Genomic DNA, 23,210 nt, shown 5'->3' with positions numbered 1-23,210 from the left:
TGTAAAATCACAATTATCTATGTAAAATCTTATTCCAAGGTGATCTGTCTCCTTATGCTTTCTTCCAATGAGATAAATGTTTCCGTGCGCTGAATGCCCTTTACGCCCTGGATCTGCTCATTCAAAACCTCGCGCAGGTGCGTGGTATCGTGGCAAACAATTTTGGCAAAAATGCTATAGCTGCCGGTTGTATAATGCAATTCCACTATCTCCTTTACAGTTTTTAATTGCTTAACAGCCTCGTTGTATTGTGAGCCTTTTTCCAGGAAGATCCCCAAAAAGGCAGTAATATCATATCCAAGCTTCTGAGGATCGACCTCTAAACTAGCGCCTTTTATAACACCCATCTCTTCCAACTTTTTCATCCTCACGTGTATAGTTCCGCCGGAAACGATCAATTCCTTAGCGATCTCGGTGTATGGAGTAGTCGCATTCTTCATTAATATCGATAAAATCTGTATATCCAGATTATCAATTTCTAAATTTTGGGCTTTTCTGTGGGACATAAATTTGGAATTCTTTATTAATATACAAGAATAATTAAAATTCGATAAAAATAAAAATATTTCATTGAAATATTTGCAACAAATTGATAGTCCTGTTAGATTTGTAATAAGCAAATGACAATTGCTGATCGTTCTTTTAAAAAATAAAACATTGTTGGGTGGTGAAATTTTAGGCAGACACACCTCCTTGTCCCGGTGGCGGAGATCATGGAAAACCCGAAGCGGGCTAACCACTCTGTGAAGGTTCGAATCCTTCCCCAACAGCTTTTAAGTCCGAAGTCGAAAGTCTTTAGTCCAAAGTCGTAAAAAACTGCAAACTGATGACCGCCAACTGAAAACTTATTACAATCCTGTAGGATGGTGAAATTTTTGGCAGACACACCTCCTTGTCGCGGTGGCGAAGGTCATGGGAAACTCTTAGCAATAAGAATAACCACTTCGTGAAGGTTCGACTCCTTCTCCTACAGCTCTTCTCATAATTTAGGTTTATAATTGGTTAGCAAAGGCCCCTGCCCATCAGGGGCTTTGCTTATATATAGGGTTTTTATTTGTTGAATTGACAAATAAAAAAAGTCCATCTCAATCAAATGAGATGGACTTTTTTATAATCAAGCCAAAAATCTTACAGCCCGTATCTTATAGTATCTTAAACCCTACGCTCAATGCCCATAAGTTTTGGCGCTGGCCGAAGTCGGAATTTATTTTGGTAAGGCCGCCCTCGTAACGCAAATCGGCGGTAATGGCCCCGATGTCAACACCTGCACCGGCCTGGAAACCCAGCGTACTGTTTTTATAATGCCCAAAATCCTGATATGCGTCATTCAGGCTCGACGAAAGGTTTTTACTGAGGATAGAAGTATAAACCGGGCCGGCCATAATCCTGAAGTTCAGGTTTTTTTCGCCAAACGAATGGCCTATCAAAACAGGAACGTTCAAATTAGTGAAATGGGCATTCCCGCTAACAGAATTGTCGCTGGAGTGAAAGTTGCCGCCGGTTCCGCTCAAGTATAGTTCCGGTTGCAAATAAAGATCGCTGCCGAATCGGGCAAAAATACCGGCCTGGTAACCTGTGCGGGTTGATGAGCTTAAATTGTCGGTATTGATCTTTGAAAAATTCACACCGCCTTTTACACCTAACGAGAATTGTGCCTTAGCACTGATGCATACCGCAATCAGCATTGCTGCACTTAATAGAATCTTTTTCATAAGTATTAATTTTAGTTACTGGTTTTGAAACCGGCATTGTAGTATGCGCGGCTTCATTGTTTTTCAATAATTAATTTATCAAACGGATATTATAATAAATAATTACATTGCCTCAACAATAGCCTTGCCAAAAATTTAGTGGCTTGCACGTTGTAATTTTATATTTTTGTTGAAAATAAATTTAAACATGGCTGAGATCAGTATCACCAATAAAGAATGGGAACGCGTTAAAATCAAGATCCAACGTAAATATAACCACCTTACCGACGAACAGTTACAATACAGCGAGGGGCAGGAAGAGAGCCTGATCAGTAAATTGATGCAATTGGTTAACCGCGACAGAAAATATGTACTATTTACCCTGAAAAAGGCGTTAGTTAATATCGATAATAACCGTTTGTAAAACAGCGAAATAGTGAAAGCTATTTTACTTTTTTGTAGTTTTATATTTTAAATAAGTTTTAGGATGAATAAGGGTAAAGTGACCGTGAGTAAATATAAACGACAGCTGTTTTTTGCCGGCCTGGCACTGCTGGCTTTGGGTACATTTAGCTTTAAGGACGATCTCTTCCAGCTGTCAAAAAACCTGGATGTTTTTGCATCTGTATACAAAGAAGTTAATATTAACTACGTTGATGATATCAATTCATCAAAAATGATCAAGACCGGCGTTGACGCTATGCTGGATAATCTTGACCCTTATACCGAGTTTGTTCCAGAATCGGAAATTGAAGACTATAAGCTACACTATGTTAGCACACAATACGGCGGCATAGGCGCAGGTATATTTTCGCGCAGCGGAAAAGTATTTGTTTCGGATGTATTTGCCGGTTTTCCTGCACAAAAGGCTGACATTCGCCCCGGCGACCAGCTGGTTAAGATAAACGACATCCCGCTTGACGGGAAAAACAACGACCAGGTAAGCCTGTTGCTGAAGGGCTCAAAGGGGGCTACCATCAGGTTGCTTGTTAAACGCGAAAGTGACCCCAAGCCTGTTGAAAAGAACCTGGTACGTGACGAGATCAAACAGCCAAACGTATCCTATTCGGGTATGGTTGATGGCAATATGGGCTACATAAAGCTGGATAAATTTTTAGAAAACTCGGCCGACGAGGTTACCAATGCCCTTGTAGCCATCAAAAAAAACAATCCTAATGGCATCATCCTCGATCTGCGCTCAAATGGCGGCGGGATCTTACAGGAAGCCGTGAAAATTGTTAACCTGTTTGTGCAAAAGGATGTTGAGGTAGTATCGCAAAAAGGCAAAATAAAGGAAAAGAACTTTACCTATAATACGGTTAGCAATCCACTTGAGCCAAACTTACCCCTGGTTGTGCTGGTAAATAGCCACTCCGCTTCGGCGTCCGAAATTGTAGCCGGGGCATTACAGGACCTGGATCGCGCCATTATCATCGGTCAGCGGAGCTATGGCAAGGGGCTGGTTCAGCAAACTTTCAATCTCCCGTACAACAGCCTTGTAAAAATCACCATCGCTAAATATTATGTGCCATCGGGCCGTTGTATCCAGGAGATCGACTACACCCACCGCAAGGATGACGGAACCGTAGTAAAGGTTGCCGATTCCCTGATCCACGAATTTAAAACAAAGAATGGCCGCTCTGTTTATGACGGCAGCGGCATCTACCCTGATATTTTTGTAAAGCAGGATCGCTTTGCCAATATCACCCAGGCGCTGGTGGGCAAACTGCTTGTTTTTGATTACGCCAACCGTTACCGCGATACGCATCCAAGCATTGATGACAGCAAGAAATACACTTTTAGCGACGCGGACTACGCAGATTTTGTAAAATATCTTGATGGCAAAAACTACAGCTATAATACTGCGTCAGAAAAAATGCTGGCATCGTTAAAAACAGAGGCAACTAAAGAAAAGCAGTTCGGCGAAATCCAATCGGAGTATGATGCGCTAAAAGCCAAAATGGCGGCCAGCAAAAAGAACGACCTGCAACTACACAAGGACGAAATAAAGCAAGTGCTTGAAAACGAAATTACCGCACGCTATTATTACGAAAAAGGCCGCTACGAATCGAACTTTAAGTACGACAAGGAATTGGCGCAGGCCGTAAAGGTGATGCAGGATAAGGAGATGATGGCCTCAATTCTTAAAGGCGAGGGCAATTATAAGGTGATTGGCAAACCCGTATTGGCAATGGCTGCAAAAAAAGCGGTGGATGCAGATTCTGACGACCAATAGGCATTTTCAGCATTGCTAAATCAATGACCCAGCGGGTCTACCGCTTTGTAGAAGAAATTTAATTGGGATTTATTGCCTCGTAGAGGTTACCCATCTTCTTCACTTAGCCCGTTTGCAAAATCAAAAAATGTAGCGGGGGTAACCTCTACGAGGCAAAAAAAGATTTTTCCGGTTTTCTACAAAGCGGTAGACCCTATGGGTCAAAGAATCAAAATCCCCTTTCCGTCCCTTTCACCCAATTATCCAGATCAGTCATTTGTTGCGGGTTGTCCTTTATCCATTTGGCACTTTCAGGAACACTTGAGCCCACCATCCTTGCAAGTGCCGGTACATTTGGCGATTGCGCCATTTGAAAAAAATAAGCCGCCATATATTTTCTGAAAAAATCATTCCCCGTTTGCTTTTCTGCTAACTGGCCCATATTTGTAAATATGGCCTTTAGCTCGGCAGCTAACAGATCACCCTGACTGGCGTATCTTCTTTTGCTAAAGCCGGCTACAGCCTGTGTTATGGCCTGGTTAAGTGCATTTACATTAACTTCAATAGCATGTGATACCATTTCGCCCGGCTCGGGTTTTAGTGTGCCGCCCTGTAAAATATGCTGGATGTTGCCATAAGCTTCAGCACTACGGGGGGTATTCGGCTCCAGCAAAATAAAGCTGCAAAAGCCAAGCAAAGCCTGCGCCCGTTTATTTTGGTGGAAACTAACCAGGGCATACATCCGTTGTGAGCTGGCATGTTTGGGATCGAGCTTTATGGCTTCAATAGCTGCCGATTCCGCTTCAGCATATTGCTTGTTTTTAAAATAGATCAGCCCTAAGAGATCATAGGCCGCCGCATTTAATTTGGTATCACCTTTAACTACCTTTTGCAGGTATGGAATACCATCTGCTCCCTTACCCGATAAAAACAGGGAATTTGCCAGTTGGTAATCAGCAAACAAATTGCCGGTATCTATTTTTAACGCCTGGTTATACTTTTCAATGGCCCCTGCATAATTCTTTTCATCGTTTAACTTTACACCTTCTTTAACCAGCGCGCGTGCCTCGTCGGTATTTTGAGCAGATGCTTTGCTGCATGCTGTAAATATAATAAGGCTTATGAACAGATATCTTAAATATTTCATGCCTAAAATTATAAAGACTATTAACTAATAGAAAAAATAATTAAAACATTGCTTTATTCCTGCTGTATAATTTCTGACTTTTGCCACGTTTACCATGTGAGAGATTTTTATTTATGAGATTATTGTTCAAGCCACTTCTATTATCCGCATATTTCCTGTTTATTTTATCATCCTGTTCATCTAAGCAAAACGATAAAACTGTAAAACTTCCCGGCCCGGATGCTCCCTTTGACGCCAATGCATTTTTGGCTTATAATCCTAAGAATGCCGATAAGAAAATTGATGAGGTAATGCAGCAACTGCATAAAACCCGCGGCTTTAACGGCAACGTGCTGGTTGCCAAACATGGCAAAATAATATACGAAAAAGCAATTGGCTGGGCCGATTACCTGCACCGCGACAGCCTGAAGATAAGCTCGAAATTTGAGCTGGCATCCGTAACTAAAACCATAACCAGCACCGCCATTTTAATGCTGATGGAGCAGGGAAAGTTGAAGCTTGACGACGACGTAAAAAAATACTTCCCTGATTTTCCGTATGACGGGGTTACTATCAGGCTGCTGCTTACCCACCGCTCAGGGATGATGAATTATGTTTATTTCACCGACGACCTTTACCGCAGCCAGCACCTGAACCAAAAAAAGGGCATCACTAACGCTGAGGAAATGGCTTTGATAGCGCAATATAAACCCCGCCCGTTTAATAAACCCAACGCCAGGTTTTTGTACAACAACTCCAACTTTATGGTGCTGGGTTCGATTATTGAAAAAATAACCGGACAGTCATATGCCGATTTTGTGCAGGCTCATATTTTTAAACCGGCAAAAATGTTGAATACCGCAGTATATTCAAAGGCGGTTTATGACAAGATCCCGGTGGATGTAGTTGGGCACGACAGAGGGCAATGGCGATACTCAGTTGTACAGAATTTTTTGGATGGGCCGGTTGGCGACAAAGGAGTTTATAGTACCGTTGGCGATCTTTGGCTGTATGACAGGGCGCTGCGCAGTGGACGGCTATTAAAACAAGCCACTATGGACTCGGCTTATGTGCCCCGCAATCCAATGATTCATGGGCATTTCAGCTATGGCTACGGTTGGCGGATCTTTGAGGCGCCGGGCAAACAGGTTATATACCACACCGGCTGGTGGCACGGATTTCGCCACATCTACCTGCGCGATATTAAAGATGACATTACCATTGTACTGCTCACAAACCTTTCAAACGGGAGCTTGTTAAAACTGGATGATCTGTTTAAAGTTACCGGCATGCCTTTAGTGCGCAAAAGTGCTTATAATGGTAATGGCGATACGAGTGATGATTAGTGTGGGTTGAAAAGGTTGTAGTTGTTGTAAGTGTTAAAGACGTTGAATTGAAAAGATCATATCAACTTTATACATTTGCTCACATTTACAACAACTCCAACGTCTACAACTTTTACAACAATAACCAACCAGCTATGTTCGATAAACTAATGCAGGCCCAGCAAAAGGCGGGCGAAGTAAAACAAAGGCTTGATGCCATTACAGTAACCGGCAGTGCCGAGGGTGGTAAAATCACTGTTAGCGCTAATGCCAATAAAGTGATCCAGTCGGTGACTATTGATGACGACTTTTTTAAGGATGCTGATAAGGAACAATTGGAAGAGCTTTTAGTTATAGCCATAAACAAGGCTATGGAGCAGGCAGACAATGTAAGCCAAAGCGAAATGGCTGCCATGACCAAAGATATGTTTGGCGGACTTGGCGGATTGTTTTAAACAAATTGGCGTGGCAACCTTGCAGGGAATTTCAAGGTATCCTGTTATTGAAAAAGTTTTATATTTAATATAAATATTCTATGAAAACTACCTTTTACGGACAGTCGACCTTTATGCTTGAGGCAGGAGGAAAAAAACTGTTATTCGATCCGTTTATTACCCCAAACCCAGCGGCTAAGGATATTGATATCCACAGCTTAAAACCCGATTACATTTTAGTATCGCATGGCCATGGCGATCATGTGGCTGATTTGATTGAAATTCAAAAAAGCAGCGGCGCGGTGATCATCTGCATTGCCGAAATTGCAAACTGGCTGGGCAAGCATGGCATAAACAACGCCCATGGTATGAACATTGGCGGTGGCTTTGATTTTGATTTCGGCCGGGTGAAAATGGTAAATGCCATCCATTCAAGCACCATGCCTGACGGTTCGCCGGGTGGCAATCCTGCAGGGTTTGTGCTATATCTGGACGGAAAAACCATTTATTATGCGGGCGACACAGCCCTTACTTACGACATGAAGCTACTTGCCGACGAAAACCTGGATTGGGCTTACCTGCCTATCGGCGATAACTATACCATGGGTGTAGACGATGCCATAAAAGCTACCGGCTTTATCAATTGCAAAAATGTTATCGGTATGCATTATGACACGTTCCCGGTAATAGTAATTGATAAAAAGGAAGCAGAGGCAAAATTTATTAAAGCCGGCATCAATATAAAAATGCCGGAACTTGGCGAAAGCGTAGATCTGTAACAACAGCTAAAAACGAGAAAGCCAGGAATAAACATCCTGGCTTTTTCATCTATAATACTTCTCGTCTTTCGGACTTTACTGACTTTCCGACTTCCGGACTAGATTATCGTTCCGTTTGGAATAATCGCCCGCTTCTTCACTATCACAATTCCATCCTGGACTACATAAGCGCCGTAGTCGCCGTTTTCCAGTTTTTCACCGCAGTTAATCTGCACATCATCCCCTATGCTCGCATTTTTGTCGATAATGGCGTTTTTGATATGACACCTGTCGCCAATACCCATTATAGGCGACTGGCTTTCATGCGATTCGGTAATTTGCTCCAATGTTTGATAATTATCATTGCCCATTACGTAGCAATTCTCAATAATCGATTCAAAGCCTATGCGCGTACGGATCCCTATTAACGAACGGGTAATCTGGCTGGCATTAATGATACATCCGTCGGCGACAATAACCTTATCCACATGTGTACCCGACATTTTCGACGGCGGCAGCATGCGTGCGCGGGTATAAATAGGGTGCTTATCAAACAGGTTAAACTGCGGGATATCATCAGTTAAACCAATATTGGCTTCAAAAAATGATGGTATGGTACCAATATCAGTCCAGTAACCTTCGTATTGGTAGCTCAATACCTTATGGTCGGTTATTGATTGCGGGATAATTTCCTTACCAAAATCGGTACGATCATTACCTTCCAGCAATTCATATAAAAGTTTCTTGTTAAAGATATAAATCCCCATTGATGCCAGGTAAACCCTTCCCTCAGCTTCCATTTGCGGGCTTACATCTGATGCCCAGCTTTCAAAATTGGTTTTTGGCTTTTCGATGAACGAAGTTACAAGGCTGTTTTCATCAGTTTTCAGGATGCCGAAGCCAGGCACATCGTTAGCGTGTACAGGGATAGTTGCAATTGATATATCGGCATTTGCCTTTATATGCTCCTCTATCATATGCTCAAAGTCCATCTGGTACAGTTGGTCGCCCGATAGGATCAGCACATACTCAAAATCATGCACAGCCAGGTGGTGTAAGCTTTGCCTTACCGCGTCGGCAGTGCCCTGGTACCAGCCTACGTTAGTAGGGGTCTGTTCGGCAGCCAGGATATCAACAAAGGCCTCGCTGAAATTGCTGAAATGGTAGGTGTTTTTTATGTGCTTGTTAAGCGACGCAGAGTTAAACTGCGTTAACACATAAATACGGTGGATGCCGGAATGCAGGCAGTTGGAAATAGGAATATCCACAAGACGATATTTTCCGGCAATTGGTACCGCCGGTTTTGAACGTGTTGTGGTTAACGGAGCCAACCGGCTACCCTGGCCACCGCCAAGAACAATGCAAATTACTTTAGAGGTCATATAGTTGGTTTTAAACTTTCGTAAAGGGTGATATATTCAGCTGCCGAACGATCCCAGGAGAAATCGAGCGCCATCATTATTTTTCTTAGCGCCAGCAGGTGCTTCTCATTGGCATAAAGCGAAACTGCACGCGTAACAGAGTGACAGATATCTTCAACACTAGCATGGTTATAGCGGATGCCGTAGCCGCCTTCATCGCCAAAATCAATCACGGTATCATGCAATCCGCCGGTGTTCCTCACCATAGGCAGCGTTCCGTAACGCAATGAATACAGTTGGTTAAGGCCGCACGGCTCAACCCGCGACGGCATCAGCAAAAAATCGGCCCCGGCATAAATCAAATGTGCCAGCGCCTCATCATAACCGATAAACACGTTGCATTGTTCAGGATAAAAATCCCGAAGCCCCAGCAAGTCGGCTTCCATCTCTTTATCGCCCGCGCCTAAAACCAAAAAGTTGAACTGGCCCGGGTGCTCGTTAAAGCTCTCCTCCATCGCTGTGGCAATAAGGTCGGCACCCTTTTCAACAACCAGGCGGCCTATAAATGCCACCAATGGTTTTTCGGGCGATAAATTAAATCTTTCGCAAAGTTTCTCCTTATTAGTCTGTTTGCCCTTAAGCGATTTCAGGGAAAATTTATTAGGGATCATCGGGTCCTTATTCGGGTCCCAAATTGAAGTATCGATGCCATTGATAATACCAACCCCTTTTGCCTGTTCCAAATAAAATAAAAACTCAAGCCCGTTGGAATTAATAGTAAGCTCCTGCAAGTAAGTAGGCGAAACAGTAGTATACTTCCAGCAGCATTTTACAGCACATGCCAATGGATTTATGGCCCCGGCCCAATCAAGCAAGCCCGTTTTCGACAGGTCGATCTCAGGGAGATAGGACAATTTATCCCAACCGAAGGCCCCGTGGTATTGGCCGTTGTGAATGGTAAATACAGTTGCCGTAGCCGCAAGGCGGGTATAAAGTTTGGAGTGTTGTAACAGGAACGGAACCAGGCCCGAATGATGGTCATGACAATGGATCAGGTCAGGCGATTGCTGCGAGTAGCTTATCCAGTCTAAAAATGCGATCTGGAATGCAATAAATTGTTCGGTTTCATCCGGGTAGCTATAAATTTCTTCACGATCTATCAAACCGGGAATTTTCACCAAAAACAGCTCGAAGCCAAGCTTGTCGGTTTTCTCCTTTAATATTTCAAAGTATAAACGGCGCGTGCCCAGTAAGGTTGAGCTTTGAAAAACGGTATCAAACTCATTTTCCTGCACAAACTTCCGGTTATAGTATGGCATTACCACTGCCGCCTGCAATCCGGACTGGTTTTGATATTTGGGAAGTGCGCCAACAACATCGGCGAGGCCGCCAACTTTGGCAACAGGGTAACATTCAGCGCTTAGGTGAAAAACTCTCATAGGGGAATTTATTGGCTCAATTTAAGCAAACAATTGTTTAAATATAGAACCCCAGGACCCATAATCTGTTTAAAAAAATAATTTTTATTATTTGTTTACCCGATACCGTCATTCCTTTATAAAATACAATGCTTAAAGCTCGTTTTTTATAAAATTGATATTTTTCCGACTATTTTTAATTGAGATTTTATGGAAATGACAATGCCTCAAGCGGGTTTTGATCAGCTAATCGCCGATTTAATATGCGAGGTTAAGATGATTTTGGCAGATAGTCGGGTTCCCTAAAATATTTAACACTTGTAACAACTTTGTTAACGGGCAATTTAAGTTTTGCAAGTTTTAATAAATAAGTTTGTTAGCAACTGACAACATTATTAACCAGGCTATTAAGGGCACAGCTAGTTTGTTAACCTTTGATAGCCAAAAACTGATCGAATGAAAATAAAATTACTTTACTCCTGCCTGCTTGTAGCAGCTACTGCGGGCACAGCATTTGCCCAGGACACGCCCGACCCGGCCATGGTGCAAAAAATTCGCGAAGAAGGCCTAAACCATTCAAAAGTGATGGATATCGCCTTTCATTTAACCGATGCTTCCGGTCCCCGTTTATCTGGTTCGCCGGGCTTAAAACGTGCACAGGATTGGGCGGTAAGTGAGCTAAAAACCTGGGGCATGGTAAATGCCAAGCGCGAAGCATGGGGTAAGTTTGGCAAGGGCTGGGAAGTTCAAAAGAACTATGTAGCCATGACGGTTCCATACTACCACGCTTTAATTGCTATTCCTAAAGCCTGGACCCCTTCAACAAACGGCGCTATTAAAGGCGATGTGGTTTTAGTTAAGGCCGATACCACTACCGATCTTGATAAATATAAAGGCACATTAGCCGGTAAAATCGTGATCTTTGATACCAAGCCGGGTGTTGAAAGAACATTTAAGGCCGATGGCGTTCGCTATACCGATGCTGAACTTGACGAAATGGCTAAAGCTACTTCACAACCAGCAGCCGGTCGCCGGGGTGGCGCATTTGACCGTAACTCACCACAATTTTTAGCGCGGCAAAAAGCGATGGCCATGCGCACCGCAATCAACAAATTTTTGCTCGAAGAAAAAGCCGGTTTGGTATTAACCCAAGCCCGCGGCAGCGACGGCACTGTATTTACAACAAATGGCGCATCGTATGCAGATACTGCGAAAGCTGTATCGCCTGAACTGGAAACCAGCGGCGAGGACTTTCAGCGGATCTTACGTTTGGTTAAAGCAGGTATTAAAGTAACGGTAGAAGCCGATATAAAAACACAGTTCTTTACTGATGACCTACAGGGTTATGACGTAGTAGGAGAAATTCCAGGAACAGACAAGACATTAAAGGACCAGATCGTAATGGTTGGCGGTCACCTCGATTCATGGCATGGCGCTACAGGCGCCACCGATAATGGAGCCGGAAGTGCAGTAATGCTTGAAGTGATGCGTATTTTAAAGGCCGTTAACTTTCAGCCGCGCCGCACCATCCGCATAGCATTGTGGAGTTCTGAAGAGCAGGGTTTGTTCGGTTCGCGCGGATACGTGCTCAACCACTTTGGCGATCCTAAAACAATGCAGTTAAAACCTGAACAGGCAAAAGTTTCTGCCTATTATAATTTGGATAATGGCAGCGGAAAACTACGCGGCATCTACTTACAAGGCGATTCGCTTGCCGGGCCTATATTTAAGGCTTGGCTTGAGCCGTTCAAAGACCTTGGCGCTACAACCGTTACCATCAGGAACACCGGCAGCACCGACCATGTTTCGTTCGACGCAGTGGGTATTCCGGGCTTCCAGTTTATACAGGACGCGCTTGACTATGGCTCACGTACCCATCACAGCAACCAGGACACCTATGATAAGCTAAGCGAAGATGATTTGAAACAAGCAGCAACCATCGTAGCGTCGTTTGTTTATAACACTTCGCAACGTAATGAAATGATTCCCCGTAAGGAATTGCCTAAGCCGCAACCAGCAAGGAACTAAGGGGAGTATTTTAAATATCGAATATTGAACGCCCAATATCGAATGATGAAGTGAAAACCTTCATCATTCGATATTCAAAATTCGGTGTTCGATATTTTCTTTTTATAATTTTATCCTGCTATCAAACACAAAGGGCTGTGCTTTCACGATTTTTATCAGCTTAAAATCCGTATGTTTTGGATTGATAAGGTAGTTTACTTCTTCGCTTACTATCGACGAGGGCACCTGTAATATAGCCGATTCGTTATCCTTTACCCACTTCTCACCTATACGTTGGGTTATTGTCATTTGGTCATAATCGATCCAGTTTACAGACAGATCTTTTAAACTAATGGTTTTAATTTTTAAGGATGACGGGCATTCAATAGTTAAAATACTAAATACCATGCTTAAGCCAAGCTTATCCCGGTGAACAACATTCTCCAGGCAGGCCAATGAGCGCGATGATGCGGTGTAGATCATCTCTACGTCGTTGGGGTTCCAGCGCGCGGCACGCCCGGAGGCAACAAGTTGATTGGCGTATTTGGTTAATGTTATCCTGTAAACAAGCATATCGGCTTAGGCCAGATCACCAAATTCAATGCGGATAAGTTCTTCTTCGATGAGCTGGATGCCGGTAATGGTATCCATGAGTTCAAAGGGCAATTGATTACCAAGCCCATAAGCCGGCGTATTTAGCCATTGATGAAAGCTATGAGCCGAACCGAATATTTCAGTGCCTTTATCAAAAAGCGAGAATGACTTTAAGAGCTTCTCGCTAAGAGCTGCATCAAGGGTTAACTCGCGGGTTACGTGGTTTTGGATGGTTTTAACCGTAGTTTTAAATGTTTCCTGGAATTCATCCTGGGTAAAGCCTGATAGGGAAAGAAAATCAAGAGCGGCTTTTGCGCTTAACCCCTTTTTGGAACGGGCCAGCAGACTGATATCATCAGCATAAAACTGCTTGTAAACATTATATGGCACTTCAAAATCATTAACTACAGATATAATTGGCGCATCCGGGTACGGCTTGTGCTCACCGGTTTTTGACTTAACTGATGTTTTCTTTGCTGACATAACATTTATCCCCCACACAAATATAGAAAATTTTCCTGAATAAAAAGAAATTTTTCCGTTTTTAACTTTTGCCGCGCAAGTCAGTGTCCGCTGCGCCACTCTTTGAAGCCTCGTGGTAAAATTAAACACAGAGGCCGCTGAGGACACACAGAGATCACTGAATAATAAAATTAAATTTCCCGGAATTTTAGATCTCTATCTTTTCATGCTGATAAGGAATCTCCACTTTGGCAAACCCTTTATCCAAAATCCTTTGCCTGAAATGCTGCTGAACCTCATATTCGCCATGCACCAGGAAAACTTCTTTTACCTTTTTGGGGTCCTGGCAACTGATAAAATGCAGCAAATCTTCATAATCCCCATGCGCGCTCATTGATTTTATGGATTGTACTTCTGCCTTTACTTCATATTTATCACCAAAAATTAAAACCTCGTGATCGCCGCGCAGCAAATGGCCTCCCAACGAGTTTGGCTCACAATAGCCAACCATTAATATGGTATTCTTTTGATTATTGATGTTATTTTTGATGTGGTGCTTTACCCGACCTGCCTCGGCCATACCTGATGAAGATATAATAACACAGGGGGTAGGATCATCATTCAAAGCTTTTGATTCTTCTGTCGATTCGATAAACTTCATCCCCTTAAAGCCGAATGGATTGGCATCAATCTTTAACACCTCAGTTACCTCCTTGTTGTATACCTCCGGATGATCCATCAGCACCCTCGTAGCTTTTTCAGATAATGGGCTGTCAACATAATAATGCAGATCAGGCAGTATGCCCTTTAGCTCCAATGCATTTAACGCATACAGGATCTCTTGTGTACGGCCAACGCTGAAAGCGGGAATAATCAGCTTGCCCTTCTTAATTTCACAGGTTTGTTTTACAACTTCCAATAAGGCGTCTTCAATAGCCCCTACATCTTTGTGAAGCGAGTCGCCATAGGTCGATTCCAATATGATGTAATCCGCCTGAGGAAATGGCTGCGGGCTCTTAAGCAGCATATCGCCGTAGCGGCCAACATCGCCGCTGAAGGTAATAACGGTTTGTTTGCCATCCTCGGTAATTGTTAAATGCACAGCCGCACTGCCTACCAGGTGCCCGGCATCGGTAAAGCTAAATTTAACCGATGGCGTAATGACATATTCCTCGTTATAATCAACAATTTTGAACAGGCGCAATGCTTCCATGGCCTGGTCCTCATTGTATAAAGCCTCCAATAATGGCAAGCCGTTTTTCCTGCGGTGTTTATTGCTGTATTCCACATCCTGTTCCTGGATGCGCGCCGAATCCATCAACAGGATTTTCGCAAGATCCATAGTGGGAGCGGTACAAAATATCTGGCCATTAAAACCCTCAGCAACCAGGCGCGGAATAAGGCCGCAATGATCAATATGAGCGTGGGACAAGATCATGTAATCAACTTTATTGGGGTTGAATCCGAAATGCTCATTCAATTCTTCGGTATGTTCGCCCATCCCCTGGAACATACCACAATCAAGCAAAATAGAAGTGCCATCATTTAGGCGGATTAAATGCTTGCTGCCGGTTACATTACGGGCGGCGCCGTGGAAGGTTATATTCATTTATATACTGGTATAGTAAATAGGTTGAAAAGGAAAATAAATATATGCAAACACTTGCAAAACTAATATTTTAGTTATAATTTTAGTTCTCGTTTAAATTATGAAGGTAATAATATTAACAGCATTATTGTTTTTGGGCGTTGCAGTTAATGCACAGGAACGTGCGGCTACCTTCCAAAATGCCGCCAAAAACAACCTCACCGTTGATATTTTAAACAAGCAATACAAAAACGCGCTCGACGCTGATAGCAATAAAAGTGCATTTAAGGGTGCCGGTCAGCAGAAATTTTATGCCGCTTACGTTGCGTTGCTTACGGATTTGAATACTTATCTGCACAAACATGATTATACGTGGCAAAAACCTACCCGCATTATTCACCGCATATATTTTGAGGCCGACGGAACCATTGACCATTATTTGCTTAACATGGATGGGGCAGGAATGAGTGCCTTAAAACAAACGCAATTTATTACCTTGCTAAACCAGTTTGTAAATAACTATAAATTAAAGATAATTGCAGATACAAAGTTCGCCCAATGCGGGCCTGCTATTTACCAGGACTAAAAAACACCAAGTGTATGGAAATTAAAGAGTTAACACGCGCCGAAGAACAGATAATGCAGGTGCTGTGGAATTTAAAAAAAGGTTTTGTAAAAGAGGTGATTGACGTACTCCCCGAACCCAAGCCAGCTTACAACACTGTATCCACCATTATCAGGATATTGGAGGCCAAGGGTTTTGTTGGGCACACTGCATTTGGCAAAAGCCATGAATATCACCCTATAATCAGCAAGGAGCAATACCAGAATTTTGCTACCGATAAGCTAATGAACGGCTATTTCGACAACTCGGTAAAGCGGATGTTCTCGTATTTTGTGAAAAAGGAAAAAATTGATTTGAAGGAAGCCGATGAGATAATGAAACTGATTGAAAAACTAAAAGAAAAATAATTATGACCGGGTGGCATTATTTATTGCTGGTAAATATTTACCTGCTGCTGTTTTACGGCTTTTATGTTTTGCTTCTGCGAAAGGAAACCTTTTTCCAGCTCAACCGGGTTTACCTGGTGGCGGCATCATTGCTATCGTTTTTTATCCCAATGATCCAGTCAAATTGGGTAAAGAACTTATTCATCACCAAAGAAGTTCAGCTCAGAATATATAATAGCCCCCTGGTGGTTTACCAGTTTAAACCCATTCAGCACAGCGAGGTGACCATAGGCCAGTTTGTGGCAGCTATTTATTTAGCGGGAATGATTTTTTTAATTGGCCGGTTTATATGGCAGATGGTAGTTTTAAACAAACTGATCAATCAACCCGATTCTGCAATAGCCTATTCATTCTTTAAGAAAATCAGGCTTGCCAAGGACCAGGCGGATAACAAGGTAATAGCAGCCCATGAGCACGTGCACGCTAAGCAATGGCATAGCGCCGATGTGCTGTTGATTGAAGCCGTGATGATCATTAATTGGTTCAACCCGGTGGTTTATCTCTATCGCTTTTCTATCAAACACATTCACGAATATATCGCCGACAGGCAGGCGCTTAAGTGCGGCACCAATAAAACTGACTATGCCTTATTATTGTTGAGCCAAACTTTTAATACACCTGTACACAGCCTGGTAAACCCGTTTTATAACCACAGCCTGTTAAAACAACGCATCAGGATGCTGCAAAAAAATAAATCAAAGCACGTAGCGCTGATCAAATATGGCCTGTCGGTACCATTATTTATCCTAATGCTGGTTTTATCATCGGCTACTGTAAATAATAGCCAAACAGTTGGCTTTGTAAGTAAGAAAGTTAGCCAGGTGCTGTTAACGCCGGCATCGGCCATACAGCCCAATATCATATTGGACAGCACCACAATGGTTCATGACGATACCGTGGAAACGCAATCAGTTATGCATAATGCTCCCGAGCATATAACTATTGAAGAGGCCCCCAAAAGGGACGCTACCGGCGAATCAAGCAATAGCCCGGTTTTTACTTCCGTTGAAATGGTACCGCAATTTCGGGGAGGATTGGATGGGTTTGGGCAATATCTTTCAAAAAACATCAGGTATCCCGCTGCAATGCGCGAACAGGGCGTACAGGGGAAAGTGATTGTTGGTTTTATTGTTGAAAAGGATGGCTCATTATCAAACATCCAGGTAAGACGTGGTGTGGCTGACGAAATAGACAAGGAAGCGCTGCGGGTAATCTCTGAATCGCCGAAGTGGACCCCAGGCATACAGAACGGCAAGCCGGTAAGGGTACAATACTCCGTGCCTATTTCGTTCACTCTTGTTGACGATGATAAACCAAACAAATCAGGAACAGCACCCTTGGTTACAGAAAACAGGGTGTCGTTAAAGGGCGTGGCCATGAACCCCAGAACAGATACCAGCAAGCTGGACAAAGCCCTTAAAATGAAGAATCTAATGACCAACCCGCTTTACGTGGTGGATGGGAAGGTAGTTGATAATATCACCGGTTTAAGCCCGGACGATATCGAGAGCATATCAGTATTGCCAAAAGCCGCCGGAAAGGCAGTATATGGGACTAAAGGCGAAAACGGAGTAGTGGCAATTGCAACAAAAAAAAATACAGCAAAGCCGAGCCCTGTTAAATCTCCGGATATAAAGCATTAATTAGATATTAAACCGTAAACCTTAGGGCGGCTGAATAAAATTGGCTGCCTTTTTTATTTTCAAGTGCCGGGTAAGCTGATTATTTATATATTTATTTAATCAAATCTCCTTCACAATGAACTGGAAAATTATCTTTCAATTATCAGTTTTCGGATTGATAATAGCCTTCGGCACAGTGTCTCTTATCCCCCAAAACGTTGAGCCCGTATTTTGGGTGCTGATATTTGCCTTTTGTTCGTTTGTTATTGCCAAAACATGTAACGGCAAATATTTTTTACATGGGCTGTTAACCGGCCTGGTTAATTGTATTTGGATCACCGTTGTACACGTATTCTTCTTTAAAACCTATCTTGAAAACCATAAACAAATAGATGCCATGCTGGTGGATATGCCCGCCTCGTTTGCTATGCATCCCCGAGTAGCGTTAGCCCTCGCTGGACTGGGCCTTGGGGTACTGTCGGCAATTGTTTTTGGTTTATTTGCGTTTGTAGCTTCCAAAATCAGCAGAAAAAAATAGACCTTCGACTGAATTCTGTAAAAATTCGTTTGTTTAGGTGAATAAATGCAAATAAAGGGTTTTAGATAAATGCAAAATTTATACCTTTGAAAACAAATACCATTTGTGTGGTATTCAATCAAAAGAAAACTATTAAATAGTATAAATTAAAAATATGAAGCCCTTTATTTCAACCGCTGTATACGGAGTTTTAAATTACATTGTCGCCCTTACATTAATTGCATCTCCATGGCTGTTTGATGTGGTACATGTATCAAATGCTGCATTATTGTTACCTATTTATATTGGCTGGCTACAGTTGATCATGGCTATCTTCAGCAGAAGCGAAACGGGCTTTATCAAACAATTCCCTTTAACCATTCACAATGTGCTTGACGTGTTAATGGGATTTATTTTAATGGTATCGCCGTGGTTATATGTTTATTCTCCAAAAGTTTGGCCACAAGTTATATTGGGCGCTATTTTATTCTTAATGGGCTTATTCACTAAAAAATCGCCTTTTACAACCAAAAACAAACACAACCACCACGTTGGCTTTTTAGCATCTACCGATTCAAACTAATCGCGTAAGCAAATCAACTTAAAATATATAAAGGGGAATAAACCATGGTTTATTCCCCTTTACTTTTTGTGATCTGATGAGTCTTTCTTTTTCTCTCTTCTTGACTCTTGTCTCTTAATTCTACAACCCTTTCTCCCTCATCCAAACCTGGCTTTTTATCAGCCATTTATTATTTATCTGTCTTAATACAAAAGTAAAAGCGCCGCGTACGCTAAAAGGATCACCGCCGGGCAGGTCGCCGGTGTAAGTTACTGGTACAACCACGTAAACATTGTCGTTAGTTTGCTGGTAAATACTTGGCTGCTCAATCTCTGCCTTAAATTTCCTGATCCGGTTTTCCTTTACCGCCCGTTCGACGGCATTGATCCATTGGATTCCGGCAGTAGGGCCGTTCCATGAGTACGGTGGCTCGTCGTCTGCAACAACTGCATTGGGGGTATATAAATCAGCCACTGCCTGTTCGTTAAAACTATTTGAAGCATGAATGGCGGCCTTTACAACATCCATTACGTCTTTATGAGGAATCGTGTCGGCAAGGCCCCTCGAAGCTATTTTAAGGAGAAAGGGATTATCCGCAATATTGGCATAGCAAGCATACCCACTTAGCGTAAGCAAGCTACAAGCCGAAACAAGCAGAACCTTTTTTATCATGATTTTATCGATAGCTATCCGCTTTTTCTAAATTTAAATAAGTTGCAGGGATACTCAATACGTTGCCCGTCAAATTTTGCCGGTTAAGAATATTTATCAGCCGAATATAAAAAAAGCATTTGATGTCTAAAAGGATAACGCAAATCTAAAGGAAAGATAGGATAATTATTCGAATCATACATAAACTCAAGTTATCTATGGTGAAGTATGATAAACAATGGCCCGGCTTAACAATTTCCCTATGCCATTACCCTCGCATTCATAATCTCTTCATAAACACCATCCCATAACCCTATCCGTTTTTGTAATGCAACAATTGATCCGGCTGTTATCTCTTCCCATTTCTGCTCATCGTCGCCACAAAGCTCAGCGGTCATTTCCAATGCCAGGTGGCTATGATGGTCGCCGTCTACTTCTATATGGCGGTCAAGGTAATATTTGAATTGAGAAACCTGCCCGGGAAATTTGGCATTCAGGTCGTTAACGATAGATAAGAACATATTTGGGATCAGATCCTCGCGGCCAAAAGTAAAAACGGCCGCTTGTAACCAGGCCTTGCCGCTGTTGATCACTTCAAAAGTGTGGTTTACGAATGCACTTGCCATGGCAGGCGTTTCAGCATGTTTTAATGCCGACTTCAAATCGCCGTCATTTTGTAGCTGAGCTATAAATTTTAGAAAATCACCGGCATCAGCGTTGCATTGCTGCATTGCCTCCAGGTACATTTCGTAATGACTTTTGCGATTCCCGTCGCCATCAATATCCGATTCTTCACCCGCTACTATCTCATTTATTAAATACCTGGTATTTGCCGAACCAACCGGAAACCAGGGTACATTGGTACAGGTTAAATTCTGCTGCAGCGCTTTTAATAACGACATAAAGTCCCACACCGCATAAATGTGATGGTTCATGAAAACAGCAAGATCGTCAATGCTGGTTATTAGTCCGTAAACTTTGTGATTAATTATTTGCTGTCTTAATGGCTCAATGGCCTGCTGTAATTTTTCTATCTGCGCGTTCATCCAAAAATCATGCTTTTGCGGCTGCAAAGGTATGTTTTTGGTGGATAAGATGGATTTGTAATGAAAAGATAAGCACTACTTTAAGGAATTATGAAAAACGAGTGACAGGCGGTATGCTACCGTTCGCTGATTACTATCCTGAACTTGTTGTGATAAACTACATGGCCATTATCCCGGATATAAGGTTCGAAGGATTTTGTCACCGTCTCCTGAACTTTTTCTAAACCGCTGTTTGCAATTGCCCGGGCGGCGGGTCCGGAAGATAAGAGGCCCTTTAATGCAATTGAAGTATCGGGGTAATCCCAAACCGTGCTGATATCTTCATTGCTGAGAATTTTAAATCCAATAGCTTCAAGTGTTTTTTCCAGCAATTGGTTTTCCGACAAGGCGAATGGCCCGGGAGCTCCGGGTGGCGGTGGCGGCAATAAGCTGCCTATGGCGGCCAAATTACTTACTGCTTCACAATCTTCCTTATTGCCCCAAATCATTACTACCAGTTTGCCGCCAGGCTTTAATACGCGGCGGACTTCGGTAAATGCATTGTTAATATTTGCTGCGTACTGAAAAGAATTGAAGCCGCAAACCGCGTCGAACGTGTTGCCGGCAAAGGGGAGTTCTTCCATCTCGCCGGTAGTAAATTTTGCTGTTGTGCCGCGTTGTTGTGCTTTTTCAATCAGGGCCTCGCTGGCGTCAATACCGGTTACGTAGGCGCCGGTAGCGCTTGCCAGGCTGCTGAATACGCCCGATCCGCAGCCAACATCCAACAATTGTGTAGCAGGATTTAAGTTTAAAAAATTGAGGGCATAAACATAACCTGCATTGCCGGTTTGTTCCTGTATAGTAGCCCAGTTTTCAGATTGTTTGCCCCAAAGCGGCCCCTGGATAGCGGCTGATCCCATGATTGTTTAGATTTTGAGCAAGTTAGAAATAATTTTGGAATAGGGGGAAGAGACAGCGGGTTCAAACATAGACGCGACATTTTCATAGCGATGGGTTTGAAACCCATCGCTATAGATACTTTTGTGTTAAAACCTACCCATGTAGCTTTGTACTTTGCTTTATTTCCTTCAATTCATCACCAAATGATTTATCGCGATGATGCTTTTCCTGGTTATAAATATAGCTTCGCACTCTTTTCAAATGAGACGGGCTAACGCTAAATGCGGCAAAGCCATCCTGCCAGCTAACGTATTTCTCAGGATCGTCTTTGAAATAATCCCATGAATTACCCTTTATTGTTTTTACAATATCTGCGACCGATTGATCCGTGCGCAAACGGACCAATAAATGAACATGATCTTCAACACCATTTATACAGTCAAGATAAATTTCATGATCGTTGACAATGTTATTTATCACAGCATAAACTTCATGTTTTAATAGTGGTGTTAATATATGTTCGCGGTTTTTGGTAGACCAGACGAGGTGTACCCACAAGGCAGAATAACTGTGAGGCATAGGGTTTAATTTATACCTAAGATATTAAAAATATAACATCCAAGAAAAACCAAAATGTTTCCCCATAGCGATGGGTTTGAAACCCATCGCTATAACTTCGTCAACACATTTCGTACAGATGAAACATGTTAACCAGTTGTTTTTTCTATAGCGATGGGTTTAAAACCCATCGCTATAGAAAAGCCGCCTCCTCAATAAAATTTCGGCAATGGATTCAACCTCACATTCTGCCTTTGGTGCCAGTATGGATAAATAGGATCAACCTCGCTGGCGGCATCAAGCTTTTTAACCTGGTCGGTTGTGAGGTTCCAGCCAACAGCGCCAAGGTTTTGCTGCAATTGGTCCTCGTTACGGGCACCTATGATTATATTAGCTACGGTTGGCCGCTGCAATACCCAGTTAAGTGCTACCTGCGCAACAGATTTATTGGTTTCTTCAGCAACTTTATCCAATGCATCAACAATATTATACAAATGTTCATAATTGGTTGCCGGACCGTGACTGCCGCCTTGTTGGGTACGGTTATCCTTTGGCAACGGCTCCCCGCGACGGAATTTCCCGCCCAACTGCCCTGAAGCCAGCGGACTCCAAACTATTGTGCTTACATTTTGATCTATCCCGGCAGGCATCAGTTCCCATTCAAATTCGCGATTAAGTAATGAGTAATAAGCCTGGTGCGCGATGTATTTAGCCCAACCATAACGTTCAGAAACAGAAAGCGACTTCATTAGCGCCCAGCCGGAAAAGTTTGAACAGGCAATGTAGCGTACCTTTCCGCTGCTGATCAGGTCATCAAGCGCGCGCAAAGTTTCTTCCACAGGCGTGTTACCGTCGAAGCCGTGCATGTGGTAGATATCAACGTAATCGGTATTTAAGCGGCGCAGGCTATCCTCTAATGAGCGGATCAAGTGAAACCGCGATGAGCCGAAATCATTCGGACCGTCGCCCATAGTAAAGGTTGCTTTGGTGGAGATCAGCACCTGGTTACGCAGGCCCTCTAATGCCCGCCCTAAGATCTCTTCGGACAATCCGCGCGAATAAACATTAGCGGTATCAAAAAAGTTAACACCGGCGTCAATACACAGGTTAACCATTCGTTTGGCCTCGTCAAGCTGGGTCTCGCCCCATGCTTTAAAAAATTCGTTGCCGCCGCCAAAGGTTGCCGTTCCGAAACTTAGCACCGGCACCTGCAGGCCGGATGCGCCTAATTGTCTGTATTCCATAGTTGATGTATTGTTAATGATAAAACCCAAAGTAACGGCGAATGGGCTAAATGTATGTCAGCGAAGTTTCAAGAAAGCAGCCCGGGGGGAAACAAACTGAAGCTCATTAATCTAAAACACCGGCATCCTTAATTCCCTTAA

At 42.9% G+C, this 23,210-nt stretch carries 24 protein-coding genes and 1 tRNA gene; 12 read left to right on the top strand and 13 right to left on the bottom strand.

Translation table 11 applies throughout. The annotated features are described in order from the left end of the window. Positions 1–29: 29 nt before the first annotated feature. Positions 30–506: an Lrp/AsnC ligand binding domain-containing protein gene (locus KXD93_RS07300; protein ID WP_144913134.1), complete on the bottom strand. Its 477-nt coding sequence runs from the start codon at positions 504–506 to the stop codon at positions 30–32. Positions 507–658: 152 nt separating this feature from the next. Between KXD93_RS07300 and KXD93_RS07295 the strand changes: the two genes are divergently transcribed. Next, positions 659–770, top strand: a tRNA-Asp gene (locus KXD93_RS07295). Between the two features lie 372 nt (positions 771–1,142). On the opposite strand, the gene KXD93_RS07290 is transcribed toward KXD93_RS07295, so the two are convergent. Next, entirely contained in the window at positions 1,143–1,712 is a 570-nt protein-coding gene (locus KXD93_RS07290; RefSeq protein ID WP_258136311.1) for a porin family protein, read from the bottom strand. Between the two features lie 187 nt (positions 1,713–1,899). Between KXD93_RS07290 and KXD93_RS07285 the strand changes: the two genes are divergently transcribed. Next, positions 1,900–2,115, top strand: a complete 216-nt coding sequence (locus KXD93_RS07285; protein WP_258136310.1) for a hypothetical protein — start codon at positions 1,900–1,902, stop codon at positions 2,113–2,115. A gap of 63 nt (positions 2,116–2,178) precedes the next feature. Then, a complete protein-coding gene (locus KXD93_RS07280; RefSeq protein ID WP_258136309.1) occupies positions 2,179–3,927 on the top strand; it encodes a S41 family peptidase in 1,749 nt (582 codons plus the stop codon). 208 nt (positions 3,928–4,135) lie between these two features. Here the strand turns inward: KXD93_RS07280 and KXD93_RS07275 are convergent, their stop codons facing one another. Next, on the bottom strand, positions 4,136–5,053 hold the full coding sequence (locus tag KXD93_RS07275) for a tetratricopeptide repeat protein (protein ID WP_258136308.1): 918 nt from the start codon (positions 5,051–5,053) through the stop codon (positions 4,136–4,138). A 113-nt stretch (positions 5,054–5,166) separates the two neighbouring features. Between KXD93_RS07275 and KXD93_RS07270 the strand changes: the two genes are divergently transcribed. The 3 genes from KXD93_RS07270 (at position 5,167) to KXD93_RS07260 (ending at position 7,570) form a co-directional block, all read left to right on the top strand. Then, positions 5,167–6,378 (top strand): serine hydrolase domain-containing protein, encoded by a 1,212-nt coding sequence (locus KXD93_RS07270; RefSeq protein WP_258136307.1) that lies wholly within the window; start codon positions 5,167–5,169, stop codon positions 6,376–6,378. 83 nt (positions 6,379–6,461) lie between these two features. Beyond that, positions 6,462–6,812, top strand: a complete 351-nt coding sequence (locus tag KXD93_RS07265) for a YbaB/EbfC family nucleoid-associated protein (protein WP_258136862.1) — start codon at positions 6,462–6,464, stop codon at positions 6,810–6,812. A gap of 80 nt (positions 6,813–6,892) precedes the next feature. Beyond that, the gene (locus tag KXD93_RS07260) at positions 6,893–7,570 is read left to right on the top strand and encodes a metal-dependent hydrolase (RefSeq protein ID WP_258136306.1); all 678 of its coding nucleotides are present in this window, start codon (positions 6,893–6,895) and stop codon (positions 7,568–7,570) included. A 98-nt stretch (positions 7,571–7,668) separates the two neighbouring features. Here the strand turns inward: KXD93_RS07260 and KXD93_RS07255 are convergent, their stop codons facing one another. Then, on the bottom strand, positions 7,669–8,931 hold the full coding sequence (locus KXD93_RS07255; RefSeq protein WP_258136305.1) for a glucose-1-phosphate adenylyltransferase: 1,263 nt from the start codon (positions 8,929–8,931) through the stop codon (positions 7,669–7,671). Then, positions 8,928–10,349, bottom strand: a complete 1,422-nt coding sequence (locus KXD93_RS07250; RefSeq protein ID WP_258136304.1) for a glycogen synthase — start codon at positions 10,347–10,349, stop codon at positions 8,928–8,930. The genes KXD93_RS07255 and KXD93_RS07250 overlap by 4 nt, the downstream gene beginning before the upstream one ends. Before the next feature lie 435 nt (positions 10,350–10,784). On the opposite strand from KXD93_RS07250, the gene KXD93_RS07245 reads away from it, so the two are divergent. After that, positions 10,785–12,356 (top strand): M28 family metallopeptidase, encoded by a 1,572-nt coding sequence (locus KXD93_RS07245; protein ID WP_258136303.1) that lies wholly within the window; start codon positions 10,785–10,787, stop codon positions 12,354–12,356. Positions 12,357–12,458: 102 nt separating this feature from the next. Here the strand turns inward: KXD93_RS07245 and KXD93_RS07240 are convergent, their stop codons facing one another. From KXD93_RS07240 to KXD93_RS07230, 3 genes are all read right to left on the bottom strand, one after another. After that, on the bottom strand, positions 12,459–12,908 hold the full coding sequence (locus KXD93_RS07240; protein ID WP_258136302.1) for an RES family NAD+ phosphorylase: 450 nt from the start codon (positions 12,906–12,908) through the stop codon (positions 12,459–12,461). 6 nt (positions 12,909–12,914) lie between these two features. Then, positions 12,915–13,412, bottom strand: coding sequence for an Xre family toxin-antitoxin system antitoxin (locus KXD93_RS07235; RefSeq protein ID WP_258136301.1), 498 nt, complete (start codon positions 13,410–13,412; stop codon positions 12,915–12,917). A gap of 187 nt (positions 13,413–13,599) precedes the next feature. Then, positions 13,600–15,000 (bottom strand): MBL fold metallo-hydrolase RNA specificity domain-containing protein, encoded by a 1,401-nt coding sequence (locus KXD93_RS07230; RefSeq protein ID WP_258136299.1) that lies wholly within the window; start codon positions 14,998–15,000, stop codon positions 13,600–13,602. 100 nt (positions 15,001–15,100) lie between these two features. Between KXD93_RS07230 and KXD93_RS07225 the strand changes: the two genes are divergently transcribed. The 5 genes from KXD93_RS07225 to KXD93_RS07205 all read left to right on the top strand — a co-directional run bounded on the left by KXD93_RS07225 (position 15,101) and on the right by KXD93_RS07205 (position 18,712). Continuing rightward, entirely contained in the window at positions 15,101–15,565 is a 465-nt protein-coding gene (locus tag KXD93_RS07225) for a hypothetical protein (protein ID WP_258136298.1), read from the top strand. Between the two features lie 14 nt (positions 15,566–15,579). Then, positions 15,580–15,951 (top strand): BlaI/MecI/CopY family transcriptional regulator, encoded by a 372-nt coding sequence (locus tag KXD93_RS07220; RefSeq protein ID WP_258136297.1) that lies wholly within the window; start codon positions 15,580–15,582, stop codon positions 15,949–15,951. Positions 15,952–15,953: 2 nt separating this feature from the next. Further along, on the top strand, positions 15,954–17,633 hold the full coding sequence (locus tag KXD93_RS07215; protein ID WP_258136296.1) for a M56 family metallopeptidase: 1,680 nt from the start codon (positions 15,954–15,956) through the stop codon (positions 17,631–17,633). Positions 17,634–17,748: 115 nt separating this feature from the next. Further along, a complete protein-coding gene (locus tag KXD93_RS07210) occupies positions 17,749–18,150 on the top strand; it encodes a hypothetical protein (protein WP_258136295.1) in 402 nt (133 codons plus the stop codon). 154 nt (positions 18,151–18,304) lie between these two features. Next, positions 18,305–18,712, top strand: coding sequence for an SPW repeat domain-containing protein (locus KXD93_RS07205; protein ID WP_258136294.1), 408 nt, complete (start codon positions 18,305–18,307; stop codon positions 18,710–18,712). 120 nt (positions 18,713–18,832) lie between these two features. Here the strand turns inward: KXD93_RS07205 and KXD93_RS07200 are convergent, their stop codons facing one another. From KXD93_RS07200 to KXD93_RS07180, 5 genes are all read right to left on the bottom strand, one after another. Beyond that, entirely contained in the window at positions 18,833–19,363 is a 531-nt protein-coding gene (locus tag KXD93_RS07200; protein WP_258136293.1) for a DUF4440 domain-containing protein, read from the bottom strand. A gap of 239 nt (positions 19,364–19,602) precedes the next feature. Further along, positions 19,603–20,415, bottom strand: a complete 813-nt coding sequence (locus KXD93_RS07195) for a DUF3050 domain-containing protein (protein ID WP_258136292.1) — start codon at positions 20,413–20,415, stop codon at positions 19,603–19,605. 89 nt (positions 20,416–20,504) lie between these two features. Beyond that, positions 20,505–21,287, bottom strand: coding sequence for a class I SAM-dependent methyltransferase (locus KXD93_RS07190; RefSeq protein WP_258136291.1), 783 nt, complete (start codon positions 21,285–21,287; stop codon positions 20,505–20,507). A 133-nt stretch (positions 21,288–21,420) separates the two neighbouring features. Next, the gene (tnpA, locus tag KXD93_RS07185) at positions 21,421–21,846 is read right to left on the bottom strand and encodes an IS200/IS605 family transposase (protein ID WP_258136290.1); all 426 of its coding nucleotides are present in this window, start codon (positions 21,844–21,846) and stop codon (positions 21,421–21,423) included. Positions 21,847–22,037: 191 nt separating this feature from the next. Further along, on the bottom strand, positions 22,038–23,069 hold the full coding sequence (locus KXD93_RS07180) for an aldo/keto reductase (RefSeq protein WP_258136289.1): 1,032 nt from the start codon (positions 23,067–23,069) through the stop codon (positions 22,038–22,040). Positions 23,070–23,210: the final 141 nt, after the last annotated feature.

The organism is Mucilaginibacter phenanthrenivorans, from assembly GCF_024721155.1.
In the GTDB taxonomy this organism is placed as follows: Bacteria; Bacteroidota; Bacteroidia; order Sphingobacteriales; family Sphingobacteriaceae; genus Mucilaginibacter; species Mucilaginibacter phenanthrenivorans.
The sequence above is the reverse complement of the archived record's forward strand: the minus strand, read 5'-3'. Positions and strand labels throughout refer to the sequence as shown.